This is a genomic window from Microbacterium sp. NPDC079356 (genome assembly GCF_049545465.1).
Lineage (GTDB): Bacteria > Actinomycetota > Actinomycetes > Actinomycetales > Microbacteriaceae > Microbacterium > Microbacterium gawkjiense.
Genome location: NZ_JBMWDN010000001.1, coordinates 808,359 through 824,326, shown reverse-complemented (window position 1 = coordinate 824,326; position 15,968 = coordinate 808,359). Strand labels below are relative to the sequence as shown.

Sequence of the window (15,968 nt, the reverse complement as noted above, 5' to 3'; positions counted from 1 at the left end):
TTTCGTGCGGTCAGACGCTGGCGGGGACGTGATGGCGGCCGATGGGGAGGACCATCGGGCGGCCGGTGAGCGGATCGGGGATGACGCGGCTGTCCATGCCGAAGACGTCCTTGACGGTCTCGGCGGTCAGGATCTCGCCCGGGTCTCCGGCGGCGTACAGGCGCCCGCCGGCCATCGCGACGAGGTGGTCGGCGTAACGGGCCGCGAGGTTCAGGTCGTGGAGGACCATGACGATGGTCGTCCCCCGACGGCGGTTGAGGTCGGTGAGCAGGTCGAGGACGTCGACCTGGTGGCTGACGTCGAGGAAGGTCGTCGGCTCGTCGAGGAGCAAGACGTCCGTCTGCTGTGCGAGGGCCATCGCGATCCAGACCCGCTGGCGCTGGCCGCCGGACAGCTCGTCGACGGGGCGATCCGCGAGGGCGGCGGTGTCGGTGGCGTCGAGCGCGGCGGCGACGGCCTCGTCATCCGCGCGACTCCAGCGGGAGAGCGGACCGTGGTGGGGCGTGCGCCCGCGGCCGACGAGGTCCGAGACGGCGATGCCCTCGGGGGCGATCGGGGACTGGGGGAGGAGGCCGAGTTCGCGCGCCACCTGCTTCGTCGGCAGCTTGTGGATGTCCTTGCCGTCCAGCAGCACCTGCCCCGCGCGGGGGGCCAGCAGCCTCGCCATCGATTTGAGCAGGGTTGACTTGCCGCACGCGTTGGCGCCGACGATCGCCGTGATCCGCCCGGGCGGGACGACGAGGTCGAGGTCGTCGACGATGAGGCGGTCGCCGTAGGCCAGCTTCAGGCCGGAGGCGTGGAGGGTACGTTCCGCGGTCATAGGGAGCCTCCCGAGCGGCTGCTGCGGATGAGAAGGAAGATCAGGTAGGGCGCGCCGAGGACACCGGTCACGACGCCCACGGGCAGACGCATCCCGAGCAGGTACTGCCCGGTGAGGTCGGCGATCAGCACCAGGAAGGAGCCGAACAGGCCCGCGACCAGGACGGGCGAGCCGACGGGGCCCAGCATCCGCGCGGCGATGGGGCCCGACAGGAAGGCGACGAAGGAGATGGGGCCGACGGCCGCCGTCGCGAAGGCGAGCAGCACGACCGCTGCGACGATGAGGAGGATGCGCCGCCGCTCGACGGGAACGCCGAGGGCGGCCGCCGCCTCGTCGCCCAGCCGCATGAGCTCCAGGTCGCGGGTCAGCCACAGCAGGACGGGGACGACGATGACCATCGCCCCTGCCAGCGGGACGACCTCGTTCCACGATGCGCTGTTGAGGCTGCCGGTGATCCACCGCATCGCGGCCTGCAGATCCCACTCGGCCGCGCGCGAGAGCACGTAGGCGACGACGCTGTTGAAGATCGCGGCGACACCGATGCCGATGAGGATGAAGCGCGCCCCGGCGCCGCCGTCCTTGAACGCGAGGAGGTAGATGGTCAGCGCCGTGCCCACCGCGGCGACGGTCGCGAGCACCGAGACGGCGGTCCCCGAGAGCGACAGGAAGACGATGCCCACGACGGCCGCCGCGCCCGCGCCCGCGTTGATCCCGATGATGTCGGGGCTGGCCAGCGGGTTGCGCAGCAGCGTCTGGAAGACCGCACCGCCCATGCCGAAGCACAGTCCCGTCAGCAGGGCGACGGTCGATCGCGGCAATCGCAGCTCGCCGACCGTGAAGGACGCACCCGGCACCGTCTGTCCGGTCATCACTGCCCACACCTCGGCGGGCGTGTAGAAGGTCTGTCCGACCATCAGCGAGACGAGATACGTCGCCAGCACGGCGACGAGGAGTCCGCCGGTGACGAGGATGCGGCGGCGCGCACGACGCGCCCGCCCCGACGTGACGGCGGTCAGGGTGGTCGGCGCGGGGGCGAGGGCGGTCACAGGGCACGCATCTTCTGTCGGCGGACGATGGCGATGAAGAAGGGAGCACCGATCAAGGCGGTGACGACGCCGACCTCGACCTCCTGCGGCCGCGCGATGACGCGTCCGACGACGTCGGCGACGGTGAGCAGACCTGCGCCGACGAGGGCCGAGACGGGGAGCAGCCAGCGGTGGTCGGGGCCGACGAGCAGGCGACAGACGTGGGGCACGATGAGTCCCACGAAGCCGATGGGTCCGGCGACCGCGGTGGCCGCGCCGCAGAGGATCACCGCGCCGAGGGCCGACAGCAGTCGCGCCGTCCGGACCTTCTGGCCGAGGCCGGTCGCGAGGTCGTCGCCGAGGGCGAGGGCGTTCAACGCCGCCGCCGAGGCGACGCAGATGACCATGCCGACGGCGAGGAAGGGGAGGACGAGGAGGATGTTCTGCGTCGTCGCGCCGCCCACGCCGCCGATCTGCCAGAACCGGAAGACGCTCATGACGTCGATCCGGGGGAGCAGGATCGCGCTGATGAGCGAGGTGAAGGCGACCGCGGTCGCGGCACCCGCGAGGGCGAGCTTGAGGGGGCTCGCGCCGCCGCGGCCGAGCGACCCGATGGTGTAGACGAAGAGTGCCGCGAGCGCGGCGCCCAGCATCGCGAGCCAGATGTAGCCCAGGGCGCTCGTCACGCCGAAGAAGGTGAGCCCGGTCACGACGGCGAGCGACGCGCCGCCGTTGATGCCGAGGATCTGGGGGTCGGCCAAGGGATTGCGGGTGACGCCCTGCATGACGGCACCGGCTACCGCGAGGGAGGCTCCGACCAGGAGGGCGAGGATGGTGCGGGGCACCCGGCGCGCGACGGCAGCGGCATCCGTCGTCGTCAGATCACCCGTCAGACCGGCGATGATCTGCGATGCGTCGACCGTCCGGTTGCCGAAGGTGACCGAGAGCACGCAGATGACCGCCACCGCGACCGCGAGGACCAGCACCCACAGCACGCGCCGCCGCCCCGACCGGCGTCGGAGGGACGCGGTCGAGGCGGCGGCGGGCGCGGGTGCGAGAGCGGTCATCGTGAGAGCGGCGAACCGTTCCGGATCAGTCGGAGACCTTGGCGGCCGCTTCGCCGATGAGGTCGACGTAGTCGGCCGTCAGCGAGTTCGGGATCGACAGCGGGCTCGGGTTGGCGGCGGCGGAAAGCGGCGCGTTTGCCAGCGGGAGGATGACCACGGAACCGTCGGCGACCGCAGGGATCCGCGACAGCAGCGGGTCGGCCTGCATCGTCGCCAGCGTCGTGTCGTCGCCGTAGGTCACCAGAACGTCGAGGTCGCTGAAGCGCTCGATCTCCTCGGTGCTGTTGGTGATCCAGAACTGATCGGTGTCCTTGGACTGCTCGACGACCGTGGATGCGGGCTCCATGCCGAGGTCCTGCAGGAACAGCTGGCGCGGGTCCTGCTCGGAGTAGAAGCCGATCTCCGCGAGGTTGGTTGCGTCGAACGAGCTGAACATGACGGTCTTGTCCGCGATGTCGGGCTGTCCCGCCGTGAGGTCGCCGAGCTGGGTGGTGAGGTCGTCGACGAGGGTCTCGGCCTCGTCCTTCAGGCCCAGCGCGGTGCCGTTGATGACGGTGAGCTCCTGCCAGGTGGTGCCCCACGCGACGTCGGGGTAGGCGACGACCGGCGCGATCTTGCTGAGGGTCTCGTACTCCTCTTTCGTCATGCCGGAGTACGCGGCGAGGATGACGTCGGGCGCCGTGTCGGCGATCGCCTCGTAGTCGAAGCCGTCGGCCTCGTCGAAGAGCACGGGGGTCTCGGCGCCCATCTCCTCGAGCTTGTCCTCGACCCAGGGGAGGATGCCGTCGCCGTCGTCGTCGCCCCAGGTGACGGCGGGCATGCCGACCGGGACGACACCGAGGGCGAGCGCCGCCTCCTGATTGGCCCAGGACACCGTCGCGACCCGCTCGGGCTTGCTCTCGATCGTCGTCGTGCCGAACGCGTGCGTGATCGTGACGGGGAACGCGTCGCCCGACGCGGTGGCGCCGTCCGAAGACGTGGTCCCGGCGGGGGCGGCGGCCGTGGTGGCGCAGCCGGTGAGGAGGAGGGCGGATGCTGCGGCGAGGGCGAACGCAGTGCGGATGCGAGGCACGGAGGTCTCCTGGGAAAGGTGATTAGGGTCGCCTAACCTTACAACGAACCCGGGGCGGGCGGAAACCGAGGAACCCATCCGGGACCGGCCTGATTGTCCTCGATTCGCGCCGTATACTGGGGGTTTGGCCACTCGGCCGCCTCCCCAGGAAGAACGGACGTCTGCTGTGCTCGCCGTGCACGATCTCGAGATCCGCGTCGGTGCGCGCACCCTCATGTCCGATGTCTCCTTCCGCGTCTCGCCGGGCGACAAGATCGGTCTCGTCGGGCGCAACGGCGCCGGCAAGACGACCCTGACCAAGGTGCTCGCCGGCGACCTGCTGCCCGCGGACGGCAAGGTCGACCGCAGCGGCGAGCTCGGGTACCTGCCGCAGGACCCGCGGTCGGGCGACCCCGAGATGCTCGCCCGCACCCGCATCCTCGACGCCCGGGGACTCGGCTCGCTCGTCGTCGGCATGCGCGAGACGGCCGACCAGATGGCATCGACGGATGCCGCCGTCGCCGACCGCGCCATGCGGAAGTACGCCTCGCTCACGGAGCGTTTCGAGGCGCTCGGGGGATACGCGGCCGAGGCGGAGGCGGCGTCGATCGCCCACAACCTCTCCCTGCCCGACCGGATTCTCGATCAGCCGTTGAAGACGCTGTCGGGTGGACAGCGGCGACGCATCGAGCTCGCCCGCATCCTCTTCTCCGACGCGCAGACGATGATCCTCGACGAGCCGACGAACCACCTCGACGCCGACAGCGTCGTGTGGCTGCGGGAATTCCTGAAGGGGTACAAGGGCGGGCTGATCGTGATCAGCCACGACATCGACCTGGTCGGCGAGACGGTCAACCGGGTGTTCTACCTCGACGCCATGCGTCAGGTCATCGACGTCTACAACATGAACTGGAAGAACTACCTGCGTCAGCGTGCGGCGGACGAGGAGCGGCGCCGCAAGGAGCGCGCGAACGCCGAGAAGAAGGCGACGGCGCTGCAGCAGCAGGCTGCGCGCTTCGGCGCGAAGGCGAGCAAGGCCGCCGCCGCGCACCAGATGGTGGCCCGCGCCGAGAAGCTGCTCGCCGGTCTCGACGACGTCCGTCAGGACGACCGGGTCGCGAAGCTGCGGTTCCCGAAGCCCGCCCCCTGCGGCAAGACACCGCTCATGGCGAAGAACCTCTCGAAGTCCTACGGCTCGCTCGAGATCTTCGCGGGCGTCGACCTCGCCATCGACCGCGGGTCGCGCGTCGTCGTCCTCGGGCTCAACGGCGCGGGCAAGACGACGCTGCTGCGCATCCTCGCGGGCGTCGACAAGGCGGACACCGGGATCATCGAGCCCGGTCACGGGTTGAAGATCGGGTACTACGCGCAGGAGCACGAGAACCTCGACGTCAGCCGCTCGGTCCTCGACAACATGATGTCGGCCGCGCCGGACATCACCGCCACCGAGGCGCGCAAGGTGCTGGGGTCCTTCCTGTTCACCGGCGACGACGTGCTGAAGCCGGCCGGGGTGCTCTCCGGCGGCGAGAAGACGCGACTGTCCCTGGCGACGCTCGTCGTCTCGTCGGCCAACATGCTGCTGCTCGACGAGCCCACGAACAACCTCGACCCGGCCTCCCGTGAGGAGATCCTCGGGGCGCTCGCGCACTACGAGGGCGCGGTCGTGCTCGTCTCGCACGACGAGGGCGCCGTGGAGGCCCTGAACCCCGAGCGTGTGCTGATCCTGCCCGACGGGGTCGAGGACATCTGGGGTCGCGACTACATCGACCTCATCACTCTGGCCTGACGGACGCCCGCCGGCGGCGGTCAGCGGGCGTCGAGGAGCTCGTCCTCGGCCTCCATGTCGCGGTCGCGTCGTCGCTGCGGCCGGGAAGGTCGCGTGCGCCCGCCGTCCTCCTCGTCCTCGCGCCGGTGTCGGATCTCGGTCCGGATCATGTACCAGATGAAGGCGAAGCCCATGACGGCGAAGAGGATCCACTGGATCGCGTACGAGAGGTACGGGCCGGGGTCGGCCGACGGATCCTCCAGCTGCTGCGGGCGTTCCGCCGGCGCGGGAGTCTCCTCGGTCATCAGGACGTAGGCGGAGTCGATCATGTCGCCCGCCTGGCCCGTCATCGGCGCGATGAGGGTGAGATCGATCCTGGCGACCTGCCCCTCGGGGGCGGAGCGACCCTCGCGCACTGGCGGCTCGCCGGGCTGCAGGCGGCCGACGACGGTGACCTCGCCCGTCGGCGGCGCGGGGACGCGGTCGGGCTCCGGCTGGTCGTCGCCGGGCGGGACCCAGCCCCGATCGATCACGACGACGCGACCGTCGTCCGTCCGGAACGGCACGAGCACCTCGAACGCGCTCGTGCCGCCGTGAGGCCGGTTGCGCACGAGCAGCGTCTGCTCCGTGAGGTACTCACCGCGGATCTCGACGGGACGCCACTCGTCGCTCGCGACGAGGTCCTGCCCGGCGGGGATGAGGTCGCGCAGGGCGACGGGCTCGCGCGAATAGTTGTCGGCGACGAGTGCGAGCTCGGCATCCCGTTCCGCGTTGCGCGAGAACTGCCAGTTGGACAGGAACGCGCAGGCGATCGCGAACACGATCGCCATGGCGACGTATCCGCTCCAGCGCAGCGCCGTGTCGCGGTTCACGAGGCGGGTGCGGTGTCGAGCGCGAGGACCTCGACGGGGAAGCTCCGCGACGCGAGGTAGTCGCGGAGGAACCCGACGTGGTCGGGGCAGGCGGTCCACACCTTGCGCCGGTCGGCCGAGTGGATGCGGGGATTCCGCCACACGACCTGCCACTGCGCGTCGGCGTGGCATCCCGCGCGCGAGCACTGCGGGCTGGTCATCGCTCCTCCCGGGGCCGGGTCTCTTGGATCCTGATCACGTTCTCGTCCGGTTTCGGCGGGGGAGCGGATGCCGTCGGTGCCGCGTCGATCTCGCGCGACGGGCGTTCGGCCACGACGACCTCGTCGCCGTTGCCGACGTTGGCCACGACCACGGCGAGGTAGGGCAGGACCGCAGCGCCGGCCGCGAAGATCCAGGTCTGCCAGCCGTAGGGAGTGACGGTGACCATCAGGATGAAGCAGACCACGCGGACGGTCATCATGATGACGTAGCGACGGGTGCGCGAGCGTGCGTCGACCTCCGGCGCCGTGGCGAGCGAGGTCGCGGACGGTGTCGAGTCGTACTTGGTGCGGCGGGACGTGGGAGGGCTCCTAGGAGATCTGGCCCATGGACGGGATCGAGGCGGCGATCGCGATGGCCGCGATCACCCAGATGAGGATCAGCAGCAGCCAGAAGCCCGTGCCGATCCAGCCGATGATGGTGCCGGCGACGGCCATACCGCGGCCGTTCTCACCGGAGGTCTTGAGCTGCTTGAGTGACATGTGGCCCGTGATGACACCGGCGATCGAACCGATGAGGGGGATGAACGTCACTCCGGCGATCGAGGCGACGAGCGAGATGATCGCGAGGACGTTGTTGGGCCGGGGCGGGGCGTAGCCGTAGGCGGGCTGTCCGTAGGGCTGCTGCCCGTAGGCGGGCTGGGCGTACGGCTGCTGGCCGTAGGTCGGCTGCGCGTAGGGCTGCGGCGTGCCGGTCTGCTGCTCGCCGTAGGCGGGCTGTCCCTGCGCGGAGGGCGGCGCGTACGGCGGGGCGGGCGGGTACGCGGCGCCCGCGGCGGGCGGGGCCGGCGGCACGTCGGAGGGCTGCGGCGGGGTGTTCGTGGCGTCGGTCACGTCCGTCTCCTTCAGGCGAGGTGACCCCCAGCCTACCCGCCGTGCGCGCCGCTAGGCTGGTGCGGTTCACCCGGCTCGGAGCAAGGAGAAACATGTCCCACGAGCGCGTCGTCCTCGTCACCGGAGGCAACCGCGGCATCGGCCGCGCGATCGCCGAGCGATTCGTCTCGGAGGGCTACACGGTCGCCGTCACCGCTCGATCGGGCGAGGGTCCCGAGGGGACGCTGACGGTGCGGGCCGACGTCACCGACGCCGCCTCCCTCGATGCCGCGTACACCGAGGTCGAGCAGCAGCTCGGCCCCGTCGGGGTGGTCGTCGCGAACGCCGGGATCACGAAGGACACGCTGCTGCTGCGTATGACGGAGGAGGACTTCGACTCGGTCGTCTCGACGAACCTCGGCGGCGCCTTCCGCGTCGTCAAGCGCGCCGCCAAGGGGATGCTGCGGGCCAAGTGGGGCCGCGTCATCCTCATCTCCTCGGTCGTCGGCCTCTACGGCTCGGCCGGGCAGATCAACTACTCGTCCTCCAAGAGCGCGCTCGTCGGCTTCGCCCGCTCGCTGACCCGCGAGCTCGGGTCACGGGGGATCACGGCCAACGTCGTCGCTCCGGGTTTCATCGAGACCGACATGACCGCAGCCCTTCCCGAGGACACGCAGGCGGAGTACAAGAAGAACATCCCCGCGGCGCGTTTCGGCGCCGCCGACGAGGTCGCCGCTGCCGTCGTCTGGCTCGCCTCCGACGACGCCGCCTACATCTCGGGCGCCGTCATCCCGGTCGACGGCGGCCTCGGCATGGGCCACTGACGGGTATCAGCGCACCGCTTCGATGATCCGCCGCGCCAACTCGTCCGGCGCGGAGAACTGGGGCCAGTGACCGGTCCCCAGCCGGACCACCTCGGCTTCCACGATCGCGGCGAATTCCGCGGCGAAAGCGCCCCAGGCCGTCACCGCCTCGCGGAACGCCGCCTCGTCCAGGGACCCCATGAGCAGGGTGACGGGGACGCGGTGACGGTCGGTGCCCTCGAGCAACAGCGGATCGGTCGGGACGTGCCCGGGAACGGATGCCGTGAGCGGCGCCGTCCGCCGACGGGTCGCGTCGTCGAGGTCATCGACGTCCTCGGCGTCGAAGAACTCCCAGCCGGGGAACGGGACGACGCCGTCGACGAGGGGGAACTCCGAGATGTCGGCGCCGGGAGGCGGAGGCGTCGTGTCGACGAACACCACCCGCGTCACCCGGTCGGCGCGGCGTTCGGCGGCGCCCCACGCGACGTTGCCGCCGCCGCTGTGACCGACGAGCACGACCGGACCGTCGATGCGGTCGATCTCGTCGACGACCGCGTCGACCCAGTCCGCGAGACGGACCTCGGATGCCGGGGCGCCCACGCCCGGCATCGTGAGCGGATGCGGGGAGTGGCCCGCGTCGCGCAGTGCGGGGACGACGTCGTCCCATGACGCGGCCGTCAACCAGAGCCCGGGGATGAGGATGATGTCCATGGCGGCGACGCTACCGGCGGTCGCCGACATCCGGCAGTACCGCGGCGTCGGATCAGGGGAGGAGGGGGATGAGGGCGGCGAGATCGACCGGACCGACGACGAGGTCGGCACGACGGCGGACGGCGGGTTTCGCGTTGAACGCGACACCCAGGCCGGCGGCATCCATCATCAGGAGGTCGTTCGCCCCGTCGCCGACCGCGATGGTCGCCGCCGGCGCCAACCCGTAGGTCAGCGCCCACTCGCGCAGCGCCTCGGCTTTGCCGGCCGCATCGACGATCGGACCGTCGACGACGCCGGTGAGCGCGCCGCCCGAGACCGCCAGCCGGTTGGCTCGCCAGACGTCGACGCCGAGTGCGGGGGCGACGGTGTCGAGGATCTCGTGGAAGCCCCCCGACACGACGGCCGCGACGCCGCCCCGGTCGTGGATCGCGGCGATCAGCTCGTGTACGCCCGGCGTCGGCTCGACGCGCGACAGCACCCGTGCGAAGGAGGCGACCGGGACGCCGGTCAGCTCCTGCACCCGGGAGCGCAGACTCGTCGCGAAATCGACCTCACCGCGCATCGCCGCCTCGGTCGCGGCGGCGACCTCCGCACCGCGGCCGGCCTCATCGGCGATGAGCTCGATGACCTCGTTGCGGATGATCGTGGAATCGGCGTCGAACACGACGAGGAATCGGGCGTCAGGCACCCGACCACGCTAGCGGCTCCATCGCCGGGCCCCGCGCTCAGGAGGTGATGCGGATGTTCTTCCCCACGACGGTGAGCCCGCTGTCGGTGACGGTGAACCCGCGCGACAGATCGAGCTCGCGGTCGACGCCCACGGTGGCCCCGGGTTCGATCACGACGTTCTTGTCGAGGATCGCGCGGTGCACACGTGCGCCGGCACCGACGCTCACGTGGTCGAAGAGGACCGAGTCGGTGATGGTCGCGCCGCCGCCCGAGAGCGTCCACGGACCCAGCACGCTCCGCTCGAGATGCGTGCCCGAGAGGACGCAGCCCAGCGACACGATCGAGTCGATCGCGTTCCCGATGCGCCCCATCCCGTCGCGGACGAACTTCGCGGGCGGCGAGTTCACCGACTGCGACCGGATGGGCCAGTCCATGTTGTAGAGGTTGAAGACCGGCAGCGCGGAGATGAGGTCCATGTGCGCGTCGAAGAACGAGTCGATCGTCCCCACGTCGCGCCAGTAGTCGCGGTCGCGGTCGGTGGAGCCGGGCACGTCGTTGCGCTTGAAGTCGTAGACCGCGGCCTCGCCCCGGGAGACGAAGTAGGGGATGATGTCGCCGCCCATGTCGTGGTTCGAGGTCGGCAGCTCTCCGTCGGCCTCGACGGCCTCGATCAGCGCGTCGGTGTCGAAGACGTAGTTGCCCATCGAGGCGAGCACCTCGCCGGGGCTGTCGGGCAGCCCGGTGGGGTTCTGCGGCTTCTCGAGGAAGTCCCGGATCGTGACGCCGTCGGCGGGGTCCACGTCGATCACGCCGAACTGGTTGGCCAGCCCGATGGGCTGACGGATGCCGGCCACCGAGGCGCGCGCGCCCGAGGCGATGTGCGCCTCGATCATCTGCTGGAAGTCCATGCGGTACACGTGATCGGCGCCGATGACCGCGACGATGTCGGGCTTCTCGTCGTGGATCAGGTTGAGGGACTGGAGGATCGCGTCGGCCGACCCCGAGAACCATCGTTTGCCGAGCCGCTGCTGTGCGGGCACGGAGGTGACGTAGGCCCCGAGCAGAGCCGACATGCGCCACGTCTGCGACACGTGACGGTCGAGGCTGTGCGACTTGTACTGCGTCAGGACGACGATTTGGCGGAGCTCGGAGTTGATGAGGTTCGAGATCGCGAAGTCGATCAACCGGTACTGCCCGCCGAAGGGGACGGCGGGTTTCGCGCGGTCCTGGGTGAGCGGCATGAGTCGCTTGCCCTCGCCACCGGCGAGGACGATACCGAGGACCTTCGGGGATGCTGGCATGTGCTCACACTATGTGTCTTTCCGAGGGTCCGACTAGGACTGTGACGCCGTGTCCCGGTGCCCTAGAGTTCGGTCCATGCGCGTCGACATCGTCACGAAGGAATACCCGCCCGAGATCTACGGCGGGGCCGGTGTCCATGTGACCGAATTGGTGAAGGCGCTCCGCTCCCGCATGGAGGTCCAGGTCCGTGCCTTCGGCGCCGAGCGCGACGAGGCCGACACCACGTCCTATGCCGTCCCCGCCGGCCTGTCGGCGGCGAACCCCGCGCTGCAGACCCTCGGGACCGACCTCGAGATCGTGGGCGACGTCGCGGGCGCGGACGTCGTGCACAGCCACACCTGGTACGCCAACTACGCCGGGTTCCTCGCCTCGATGCTGCACGGTGTGCCGCACGTCGTGACCGCGCACTCCCTCGAGCCGCTGCGTCCGTGGAAGGCCGAGCAGCTCGGCGGCGGCTACGCGCTCTCGAGCTATGTCGAGAAGACCGCCTACGAGAACGCCGCCGCGGTGGTCGCCGTCAGCGACGGGATGCGGCGCGACATCCTCCGGAGCTATCCGGCCCTCGACCCCGCCAAGGTGCGGGTCATCTACAACGGCATCGACGTCGACGCCTGGCAGCCCCGGGAGGACCCGGAGCTCCTGTCGCGGTGGGGCATCGACCCGTCCCGGCCGTCGGTCGTCTTCGTGGGGCGCATCACCCGCCAGAAGGGTCTGCCGTACTTCCTGCGCGCGGCGGAGCTCCTCCCGCCCGAGGTGCAGTTGATCCTCTGCGCCGGGGCTCCGGACACGCCGGAGATCATGGCCGAGGTCCAGGGCCTCGTGCAGCAGCTCCAGCGGACCCGCGAGGGTGTCGTCTGGATCGAGGAGTTCCTGCCGCGTCCCGATCTCTGTGCGATCCTCACCTCGGCGACGACCTTCGTCTGCCCGTCGATCTATGAGCCGCTCGGCATCGTCAACCTCGAAGCCATGGCGTGCGGCGCGGCCGTCGTCGGCACCGCGACCGGCGGCATCCCCGAAGTCGTCATCGACGGTGTCACCGGTCGCCTCGTCGAGATCGAACAGGTCGAGGACGGCACCGGGACACCCGTCGATCCGGAGAAGTTCGTCGCCGACCTCGCCGCGACCCTGACCGAGGTCGTCTCCGACCCGGAGCGGGCACGGGCCTACGGCAGGGCGGGCCGGGAGCGCGCGGCATCCGCTTTCAGCTGGGAGGCGATCGCCGACGAGACCGCCGCGCTCTACCGGGAGGTCGTCGCGGCCGCTCGGGAGGGCTCCGGCGCTCGATAGGCTGGGGCCATGCCTCAGGTGCTCGAACTCGCCGACGTCGTCGTCCGCCGCAACGCCCGCAACATCGTCGACGGGATCGACTGGACGGTCGAGTCCGACCAGCGCTGGGTGGTGCTCGGCCCCAACGGCGCCGGCAAGACGACGGTGCTGCAGCTCGCGGCGACACTCGTCCACCCCACCTCCGGCGCCGTCACCGTCCTCGACGAGCGGCTCGGACGCACCGACGTCTTCGACCTGCGCCCGCGGATCGGCTTCGCGTCGTCGGCGATGGCCAAGCGCGTGCCCCAGGACGAGACGGTGCTCGACGTCGTCCTCACGGCGGCCTACTCGGTCCTGGGCCGGTGGCGCGAGGACTACGAGGCGATCGATGAGCGCCGTGCGCGTCGCGTGCTGGGGGAGTGGGGTCTTGCGGACCTCGCCGACCGCACCTTCGGGACGCTCTCCGACGGTGAGCAGAAGCGGGTGCAGATCGCCCGTGCCGTCATGACCGACCCCGAGCTGCTGCTGCTGGACGAGCCGACCGCCAGCCTCGACCTCGGCGCCCGCGAGGAGCTGCTGTCCCTCCTCGGCGGGTACGCCCGGGAGGAGTCGACGCCGGCCATGATCATGGTCACCCACCACGTCGAGGAGATCCCCGTCGGCTTCACGCACGTCCTCCTGCTGCGCGAGGGAGCCGCGGTCGCGCAGGGGCCGATCGCCGAGACCCTGACGGCGGAGAACCTCACGGCCACCTTCGGTCTGCCCATCACGCTGACGTCGGAGGACGGCCGGTTCGCCGCGCGCGCGGCATCCTGATAGAATCTTGCGTTGGCGCGCTCGCGCCGCAGACTTCCACCCGCATCTGGCAAAATCCAGGGCACTTCGTGAGGAACCCAATGAAGACTGACATCCACCCCGAGTACCGCGCCGTCGTGTTCCGCGACCTCGGCTCCGGCGAGACCTTCCTGACCCGTTCGACGGTCTCGAGCGACAAGACGATCGAGCTGGACGGCGAGACCTACCCCGTCATCGACGTCGAGATCTCGTCCGCCTCGCACCCGTTCTACACGGGCAAGCAGCGCATCATGGACTCGGCCGGCCGCGTCGAGAAGTTCAACCAGCGCTTCAAGAACTTCGGCAGCAAGTAAGCAGCCGTCACCGAAGGCCCCGCTCCGGCGGGGCCTTCGTCGTACCCCGGTGCGATCAGCGGATCGGCCAGCTGCCGTCGAGGGCGTCCTCGGGGTCGAGGCGGCCGATGCTGATGAAGTACTCCGTGAGGCTCTCGGCCTGCGCCCTGGCCCAGGACACCTGCTGCGTGTGGAGTTCGACAGACCCCAGCTCGAGCCCGTACCGGGCGGCGATGGCCTGTGCGACCCGGCCCGCCGCCACGGCGTCGGCCGCGGCGTCGTGAGCGCCCTCAAGCGGGACCGCGTAGTGGGCTGCGACAACCTCGAGCGTGCGCTTGCCGCGGCGATAGCGGTCGTAGGTCTTGTCCACCACGAGGGGGTCGATGACAGGTGACGGGGCGGCGATAGGTTCCACGGAGTGGCGCAGCGCCTCGTACTTGAGCATCGAGAAGTCGAAGGGCGCGTTGTAGGCGACGACCGGGATTCCGCGGTCGAAGAGCTCGCGCAGGGCAGCCGTCACCTCGGCGACGACCTCCGCGGCAGAACGGCCGGCAGCGCGTGCGTGGTCCGTCGTGATCCCGTGCACGGCGGTCGCGCCGGCCGGGATCTCGACGCCCGGGTCGGCGAGCCAGTTCCGAGCGGAGACGACGCGTCCGCTCGCGTCCAGCACCCCGACGTGCGCGGTGACGATGCGGTCCTCGCGGACGTCGATCCCCGTCGTCTCGAGGTCGAACACCCCGAGGGCGCCGACGCCCGGCGGGTCATCGGCGACAAGCCCGGGCGCGGAGTCGTGGTCGGGGCCGTTGTCCCCGTCCCACGCGTCGTCGTCCCACAGGGGGATCGACTGCCAACTCACCACGCTCCGACCGTAGGACGAGCCTCCGACATCCCTCGGGCGGCGCGCCGCGCTCGTAGACTCGTGGAGTGACCGTCGCCAGCCCGTACGCCGACCGCTTGCGCGCGATCTCTGTTCAGCGCCACGAGGTGACCGTCGCGGATGTACCGACGGCCTACTGGGTCTACGGTCCGGACGACGCGGACACCACGATCCTCGCCGTCCACGGATTCCGGGGGGAGCACCACGGCCTCGAGCCGGTCGTCGCCTTCCTCGACGACGTGCGCGTCGTGTCACCCGACCTACCGGGGTTCGGCGAGACCCCCGCGCTGCCCGGCCGGCACGATCTGGCCGGCTACGCCGACTGGCTCACGGCCTTCGCCGCCGCGGCGGCGCCGGGAGCCGTCGTCCTGGGGCACTCGTTCGGATCGATCGTCTCGGCGGCCGCCGTGGCCCGCGGGCTCCCGACGCCGCGGCTGATCCTCGTGAACCCCATCGGCGCACCGGCACTTGAGGGACCCCGCGGCATCCTCACCCGTCTCGCGATCTTCTACTACCGGGCCGGAGCGCGCCTGCCGCGCCGCCTGGGCGACGCGCTGCTGCGGAACCCGCTCATCGTGCGGGTCATGAGCATCGCGATGGCCAAGACGCGCGACAAGGACCTCCGCGCCTTCATCCACGACCAGCACGAGACCTATTTCTCGCGCTTCGCCGATCGGGACACCCTCTCCGAGGCGTTCGTCACCTCGGTGTCGAACGACGTGCGGGCCGCGGCCCCCGACATCCAGGTGCCGACGCTGCTCATCGCCGCGGAGAACGACGACATCACGCCGCTGTCGGCGCAGTACGCGCTGCAGAAGTTGTTCCCGCACGCGGAGCTCGTCGTGATCCCCGGTGTGGGGCACCTCATCCACTACGAGACGCCGCAGGCTGCGGCATCCGCCGTCACGCGCTTTCTTCGGCCTTCCGGCGCCGATACGCCATGACGTTCATGCGGTTGCCGCAGTTGCCGGTGTCGCAGTAGCGCTTCGAGCCGTTCTTCGAATAGTCGATGTAGACGGCCTCGCAGTCGTCGGCCGAGCACACCCGCACGCGGTCGAACTCGTCCGAGCGGATGACGTCGACGAACGCCATCGCGACCTCCACGGTGATGCGCGTCGCGAGCGGCGCCGCGTCGTCGGTCGCGTGGATGTGCCAGTCGTAGGAGTCGTGGATGACGAGCTGGGGAAGCGCCTTCCCCTCGCGCAGCATCGCGTTGACGATGGGCACCGCCGCCACCCGGTCGCCGGCCCACAGCATCCGCAGTCGCGTGCGTGCGGCACGCAGCTCGGACAGTTCGACGTCGTCCCGGCGGATCACGCCGCTGTAGGGGAACTCCTGCAGGAACGCGCTCAGGTCGTCGAGGGTCGCCAGCCTGTCGACGCCCTCGCCGTCGATCTCGGGGAGGGAGTTCACAAGCGCCGTCGCGGCACGCAGCGAGATCTCGGTGTCATGGATGAACATGGTCTTGACTCCTGACGCGGGGGATCGCTACTGTCACCAGTGTAATGACGCTTAGGTCATGACTCACGGACCGCACCCCCGA

At 70.4% G+C, this 15,968-nt stretch carries 19 protein-coding genes; 6 read left to right on the top strand and 13 right to left on the bottom strand.

What is annotated here, in order from left to right; genetic code table 11:
• Window positions 1-10: 10 nt before the first annotated feature.
• The 4 genes from ACPEH0_RS04185 to ACPEH0_RS04170 are packed head-to-tail and all read right to left on the bottom strand — an operon-like array spanning window position 11 to window position 3,984.
• Window positions 11-820 carry an ABC transporter ATP-binding protein gene (locus ACPEH0_RS04185; protein ID WP_366212939.1) on the bottom strand — a complete coding sequence of 270 codons (810 nt, stop codon included), beginning with the start codon at window positions 818-820 and terminating at the stop codon, window positions 11-13.
• A complete protein-coding gene (locus ACPEH0_RS04180) occupies window positions 817-1,866 on the bottom strand; it encodes a FecCD family ABC transporter permease (protein ID WP_366212940.1) in 1,050 nt (349 codons plus the stop codon). Before ACPEH0_RS04180 ends, ACPEH0_RS04185 begins: the two co-directional genes overlap by 4 nt.
• Window positions 1,863-2,912, bottom strand: coding sequence for a FecCD family ABC transporter permease (locus ACPEH0_RS04175; protein ID WP_366212941.1), 1,050 nt, complete (start codon window positions 2,910-2,912; stop codon window positions 1,863-1,865). Before ACPEH0_RS04175 ends, ACPEH0_RS04180 begins: the two co-directional genes overlap by 4 nt.
• Window positions 2,913-2,937: 25 nt before the next feature.
• The gene (locus ACPEH0_RS04170) at window positions 2,938-3,984 is read right to left on the bottom strand and encodes an iron-siderophore ABC transporter substrate-binding protein (protein WP_217531535.1); all 1,047 of its coding nucleotides are present in this window, start codon (window positions 3,982-3,984) and stop codon (window positions 2,938-2,940) included.
• Window positions 3,985-4,150: 166 nt separating this feature from the next.
• Here ACPEH0_RS04170 and ACPEH0_RS04165 point away from each other — a divergent pair, with 166 nt between their 5' ends.
• Window positions 4,151-5,749, top strand: coding sequence for an ABC-F family ATP-binding cassette domain-containing protein (locus ACPEH0_RS04165; protein WP_217531547.1), 1,599 nt, complete (start codon window positions 4,151-4,153; stop codon window positions 5,747-5,749).
• A gap of 20 nt (window positions 5,750-5,769) precedes the next feature.
• Here ACPEH0_RS04165 and ACPEH0_RS04160 read toward each other — a convergent pair whose 3' ends face one another.
• The 4 genes from ACPEH0_RS04160 to ACPEH0_RS04145 all read right to left on the bottom strand — a co-directional run bounded on the left by ACPEH0_RS04160 (window position 5,770) and on the right by ACPEH0_RS04145 (window position 7,691).
• Window positions 5,770-6,600 (bottom strand): SURF1 family protein, encoded by an 831-nt coding sequence (locus ACPEH0_RS04160; protein ID WP_253034458.1) that lies wholly within the window; start codon window positions 6,598-6,600, stop codon window positions 5,770-5,772.
• Window positions 6,597-6,800 carry a hypothetical protein gene (locus ACPEH0_RS04155; RefSeq protein ID WP_217531534.1) on the bottom strand — a complete coding sequence of 68 codons (204 nt, stop codon included), beginning with the start codon at window positions 6,798-6,800 and terminating at the stop codon, window positions 6,597-6,599. The genes ACPEH0_RS04160 and ACPEH0_RS04155 overlap by 4 nt, the downstream gene beginning before the upstream one ends.
• Window positions 6,797-7,060, bottom strand: a complete 264-nt coding sequence (locus tag ACPEH0_RS04150; protein WP_217531533.1) for a DUF3099 domain-containing protein — start codon at window positions 7,058-7,060, stop codon at window positions 6,797-6,799. Before ACPEH0_RS04150 ends, ACPEH0_RS04155 begins: the two co-directional genes overlap by 4 nt.
• A 109-nt stretch (window positions 7,061-7,169) precedes the next feature.
• Complete coding sequence (locus ACPEH0_RS04145; RefSeq protein WP_217531532.1) at window positions 7,170-7,691, bottom strand: DUF4190 domain-containing protein; 522 nt, start codon at window positions 7,689-7,691, stop codon at window positions 7,170-7,172.
• 92 nt (window positions 7,692-7,783) lie between these two features.
• Here ACPEH0_RS04145 and fabG point away from each other — a divergent pair, with 92 nt between their 5' ends.
• On the top strand, window positions 7,784-8,494 hold the full coding sequence (fabG, locus tag ACPEH0_RS04140) for a 3-oxoacyl-ACP reductase FabG (RefSeq protein WP_064002268.1): 711 nt from the start codon (window positions 7,784-7,786) through the stop codon (window positions 8,492-8,494).
• 6 nt (window positions 8,495-8,500) lie between these two features.
• Here the strand turns inward: fabG and ACPEH0_RS04135 are convergent, their stop codons facing one another.
• Genes ACPEH0_RS04135 through glgC form a run of 3 tightly spaced genes read right to left on the bottom strand, consistent with a single transcriptional unit; the run spans window position 8,501 to window position 11,154 of the window.
• A complete protein-coding gene (locus ACPEH0_RS04135; RefSeq protein ID WP_366212942.1) occupies window positions 8,501-9,184 on the bottom strand; it encodes an alpha/beta fold hydrolase in 684 nt (227 codons plus the stop codon).
• A 52-nt stretch (window positions 9,185-9,236) separates the two neighbouring features.
• Entirely contained in the window at window positions 9,237-9,872 is a 636-nt protein-coding gene (gene serB, locus ACPEH0_RS04130) for a phosphoserine phosphatase SerB (RefSeq protein ID WP_217531531.1), read from the bottom strand.
• A gap of 37 nt (window positions 9,873-9,909) precedes the next feature.
• Window positions 9,910-11,154, bottom strand: a complete 1,245-nt coding sequence (gene glgC, locus ACPEH0_RS04125; RefSeq protein ID WP_217531530.1) for a glucose-1-phosphate adenylyltransferase — start codon at window positions 11,152-11,154, stop codon at window positions 9,910-9,912.
• 76 nt (window positions 11,155-11,230) lie between these two features.
• On the opposite strand from glgC, the gene glgA reads away from it, so the two are divergent.
• From glgA to ACPEH0_RS04110, 3 genes are all read left to right on the top strand, one after another.
• Complete coding sequence (gene glgA / locus ACPEH0_RS04120) at window positions 11,231-12,442, top strand: glycogen synthase (RefSeq protein ID WP_366212943.1); 1,212 nt, start codon at window positions 11,231-11,233, stop codon at window positions 12,440-12,442.
• Window positions 12,443-12,451: 9 nt separating this feature from the next.
• Window positions 12,452-13,237, top strand: coding sequence for an ABC transporter ATP-binding protein (locus ACPEH0_RS04115; RefSeq protein WP_366212944.1), 786 nt, complete (start codon window positions 12,452-12,454; stop codon window positions 13,235-13,237).
• Window positions 13,238-13,317: 80 nt separating this feature from the next.
• On the top strand, window positions 13,318-13,569 hold the full coding sequence (locus tag ACPEH0_RS04110) for a type B 50S ribosomal protein L31 (protein WP_018186539.1): 252 nt from the start codon (window positions 13,318-13,320) through the stop codon (window positions 13,567-13,569).
• Window positions 13,570-13,624: 55 nt separating this feature from the next.
• Here ACPEH0_RS04110 and ACPEH0_RS04105 read toward each other — a convergent pair whose 3' ends face one another.
• Window positions 13,625-14,407 carry an exonuclease domain-containing protein gene (locus ACPEH0_RS04105; protein ID WP_217531528.1) on the bottom strand — a complete coding sequence of 261 codons (783 nt, stop codon included), beginning with the start codon at window positions 14,405-14,407 and terminating at the stop codon, window positions 13,625-13,627.
• 65 nt (window positions 14,408-14,472) lie between these two features.
• On the opposite strand from ACPEH0_RS04105, the gene ACPEH0_RS04100 reads away from it, so the two are divergent.
• On the top strand, window positions 14,473-15,369 hold the full coding sequence (locus tag ACPEH0_RS04100) for an alpha/beta fold hydrolase (protein WP_366212945.1): 897 nt from the start codon (window positions 14,473-14,475) through the stop codon (window positions 15,367-15,369).
• Here the strand turns inward: ACPEH0_RS04100 and ACPEH0_RS04095 are convergent.
• Complete coding sequence (locus tag ACPEH0_RS04095) at window positions 15,329-15,886, bottom strand: CGNR zinc finger domain-containing protein (RefSeq protein WP_064002260.1); 558 nt, start codon at window positions 15,884-15,886, stop codon at window positions 15,329-15,331. The genes ACPEH0_RS04100 and ACPEH0_RS04095 overlap by 41 nt on opposite strands.
• Window positions 15,887-15,968 lie beyond the last annotated feature (82 nt).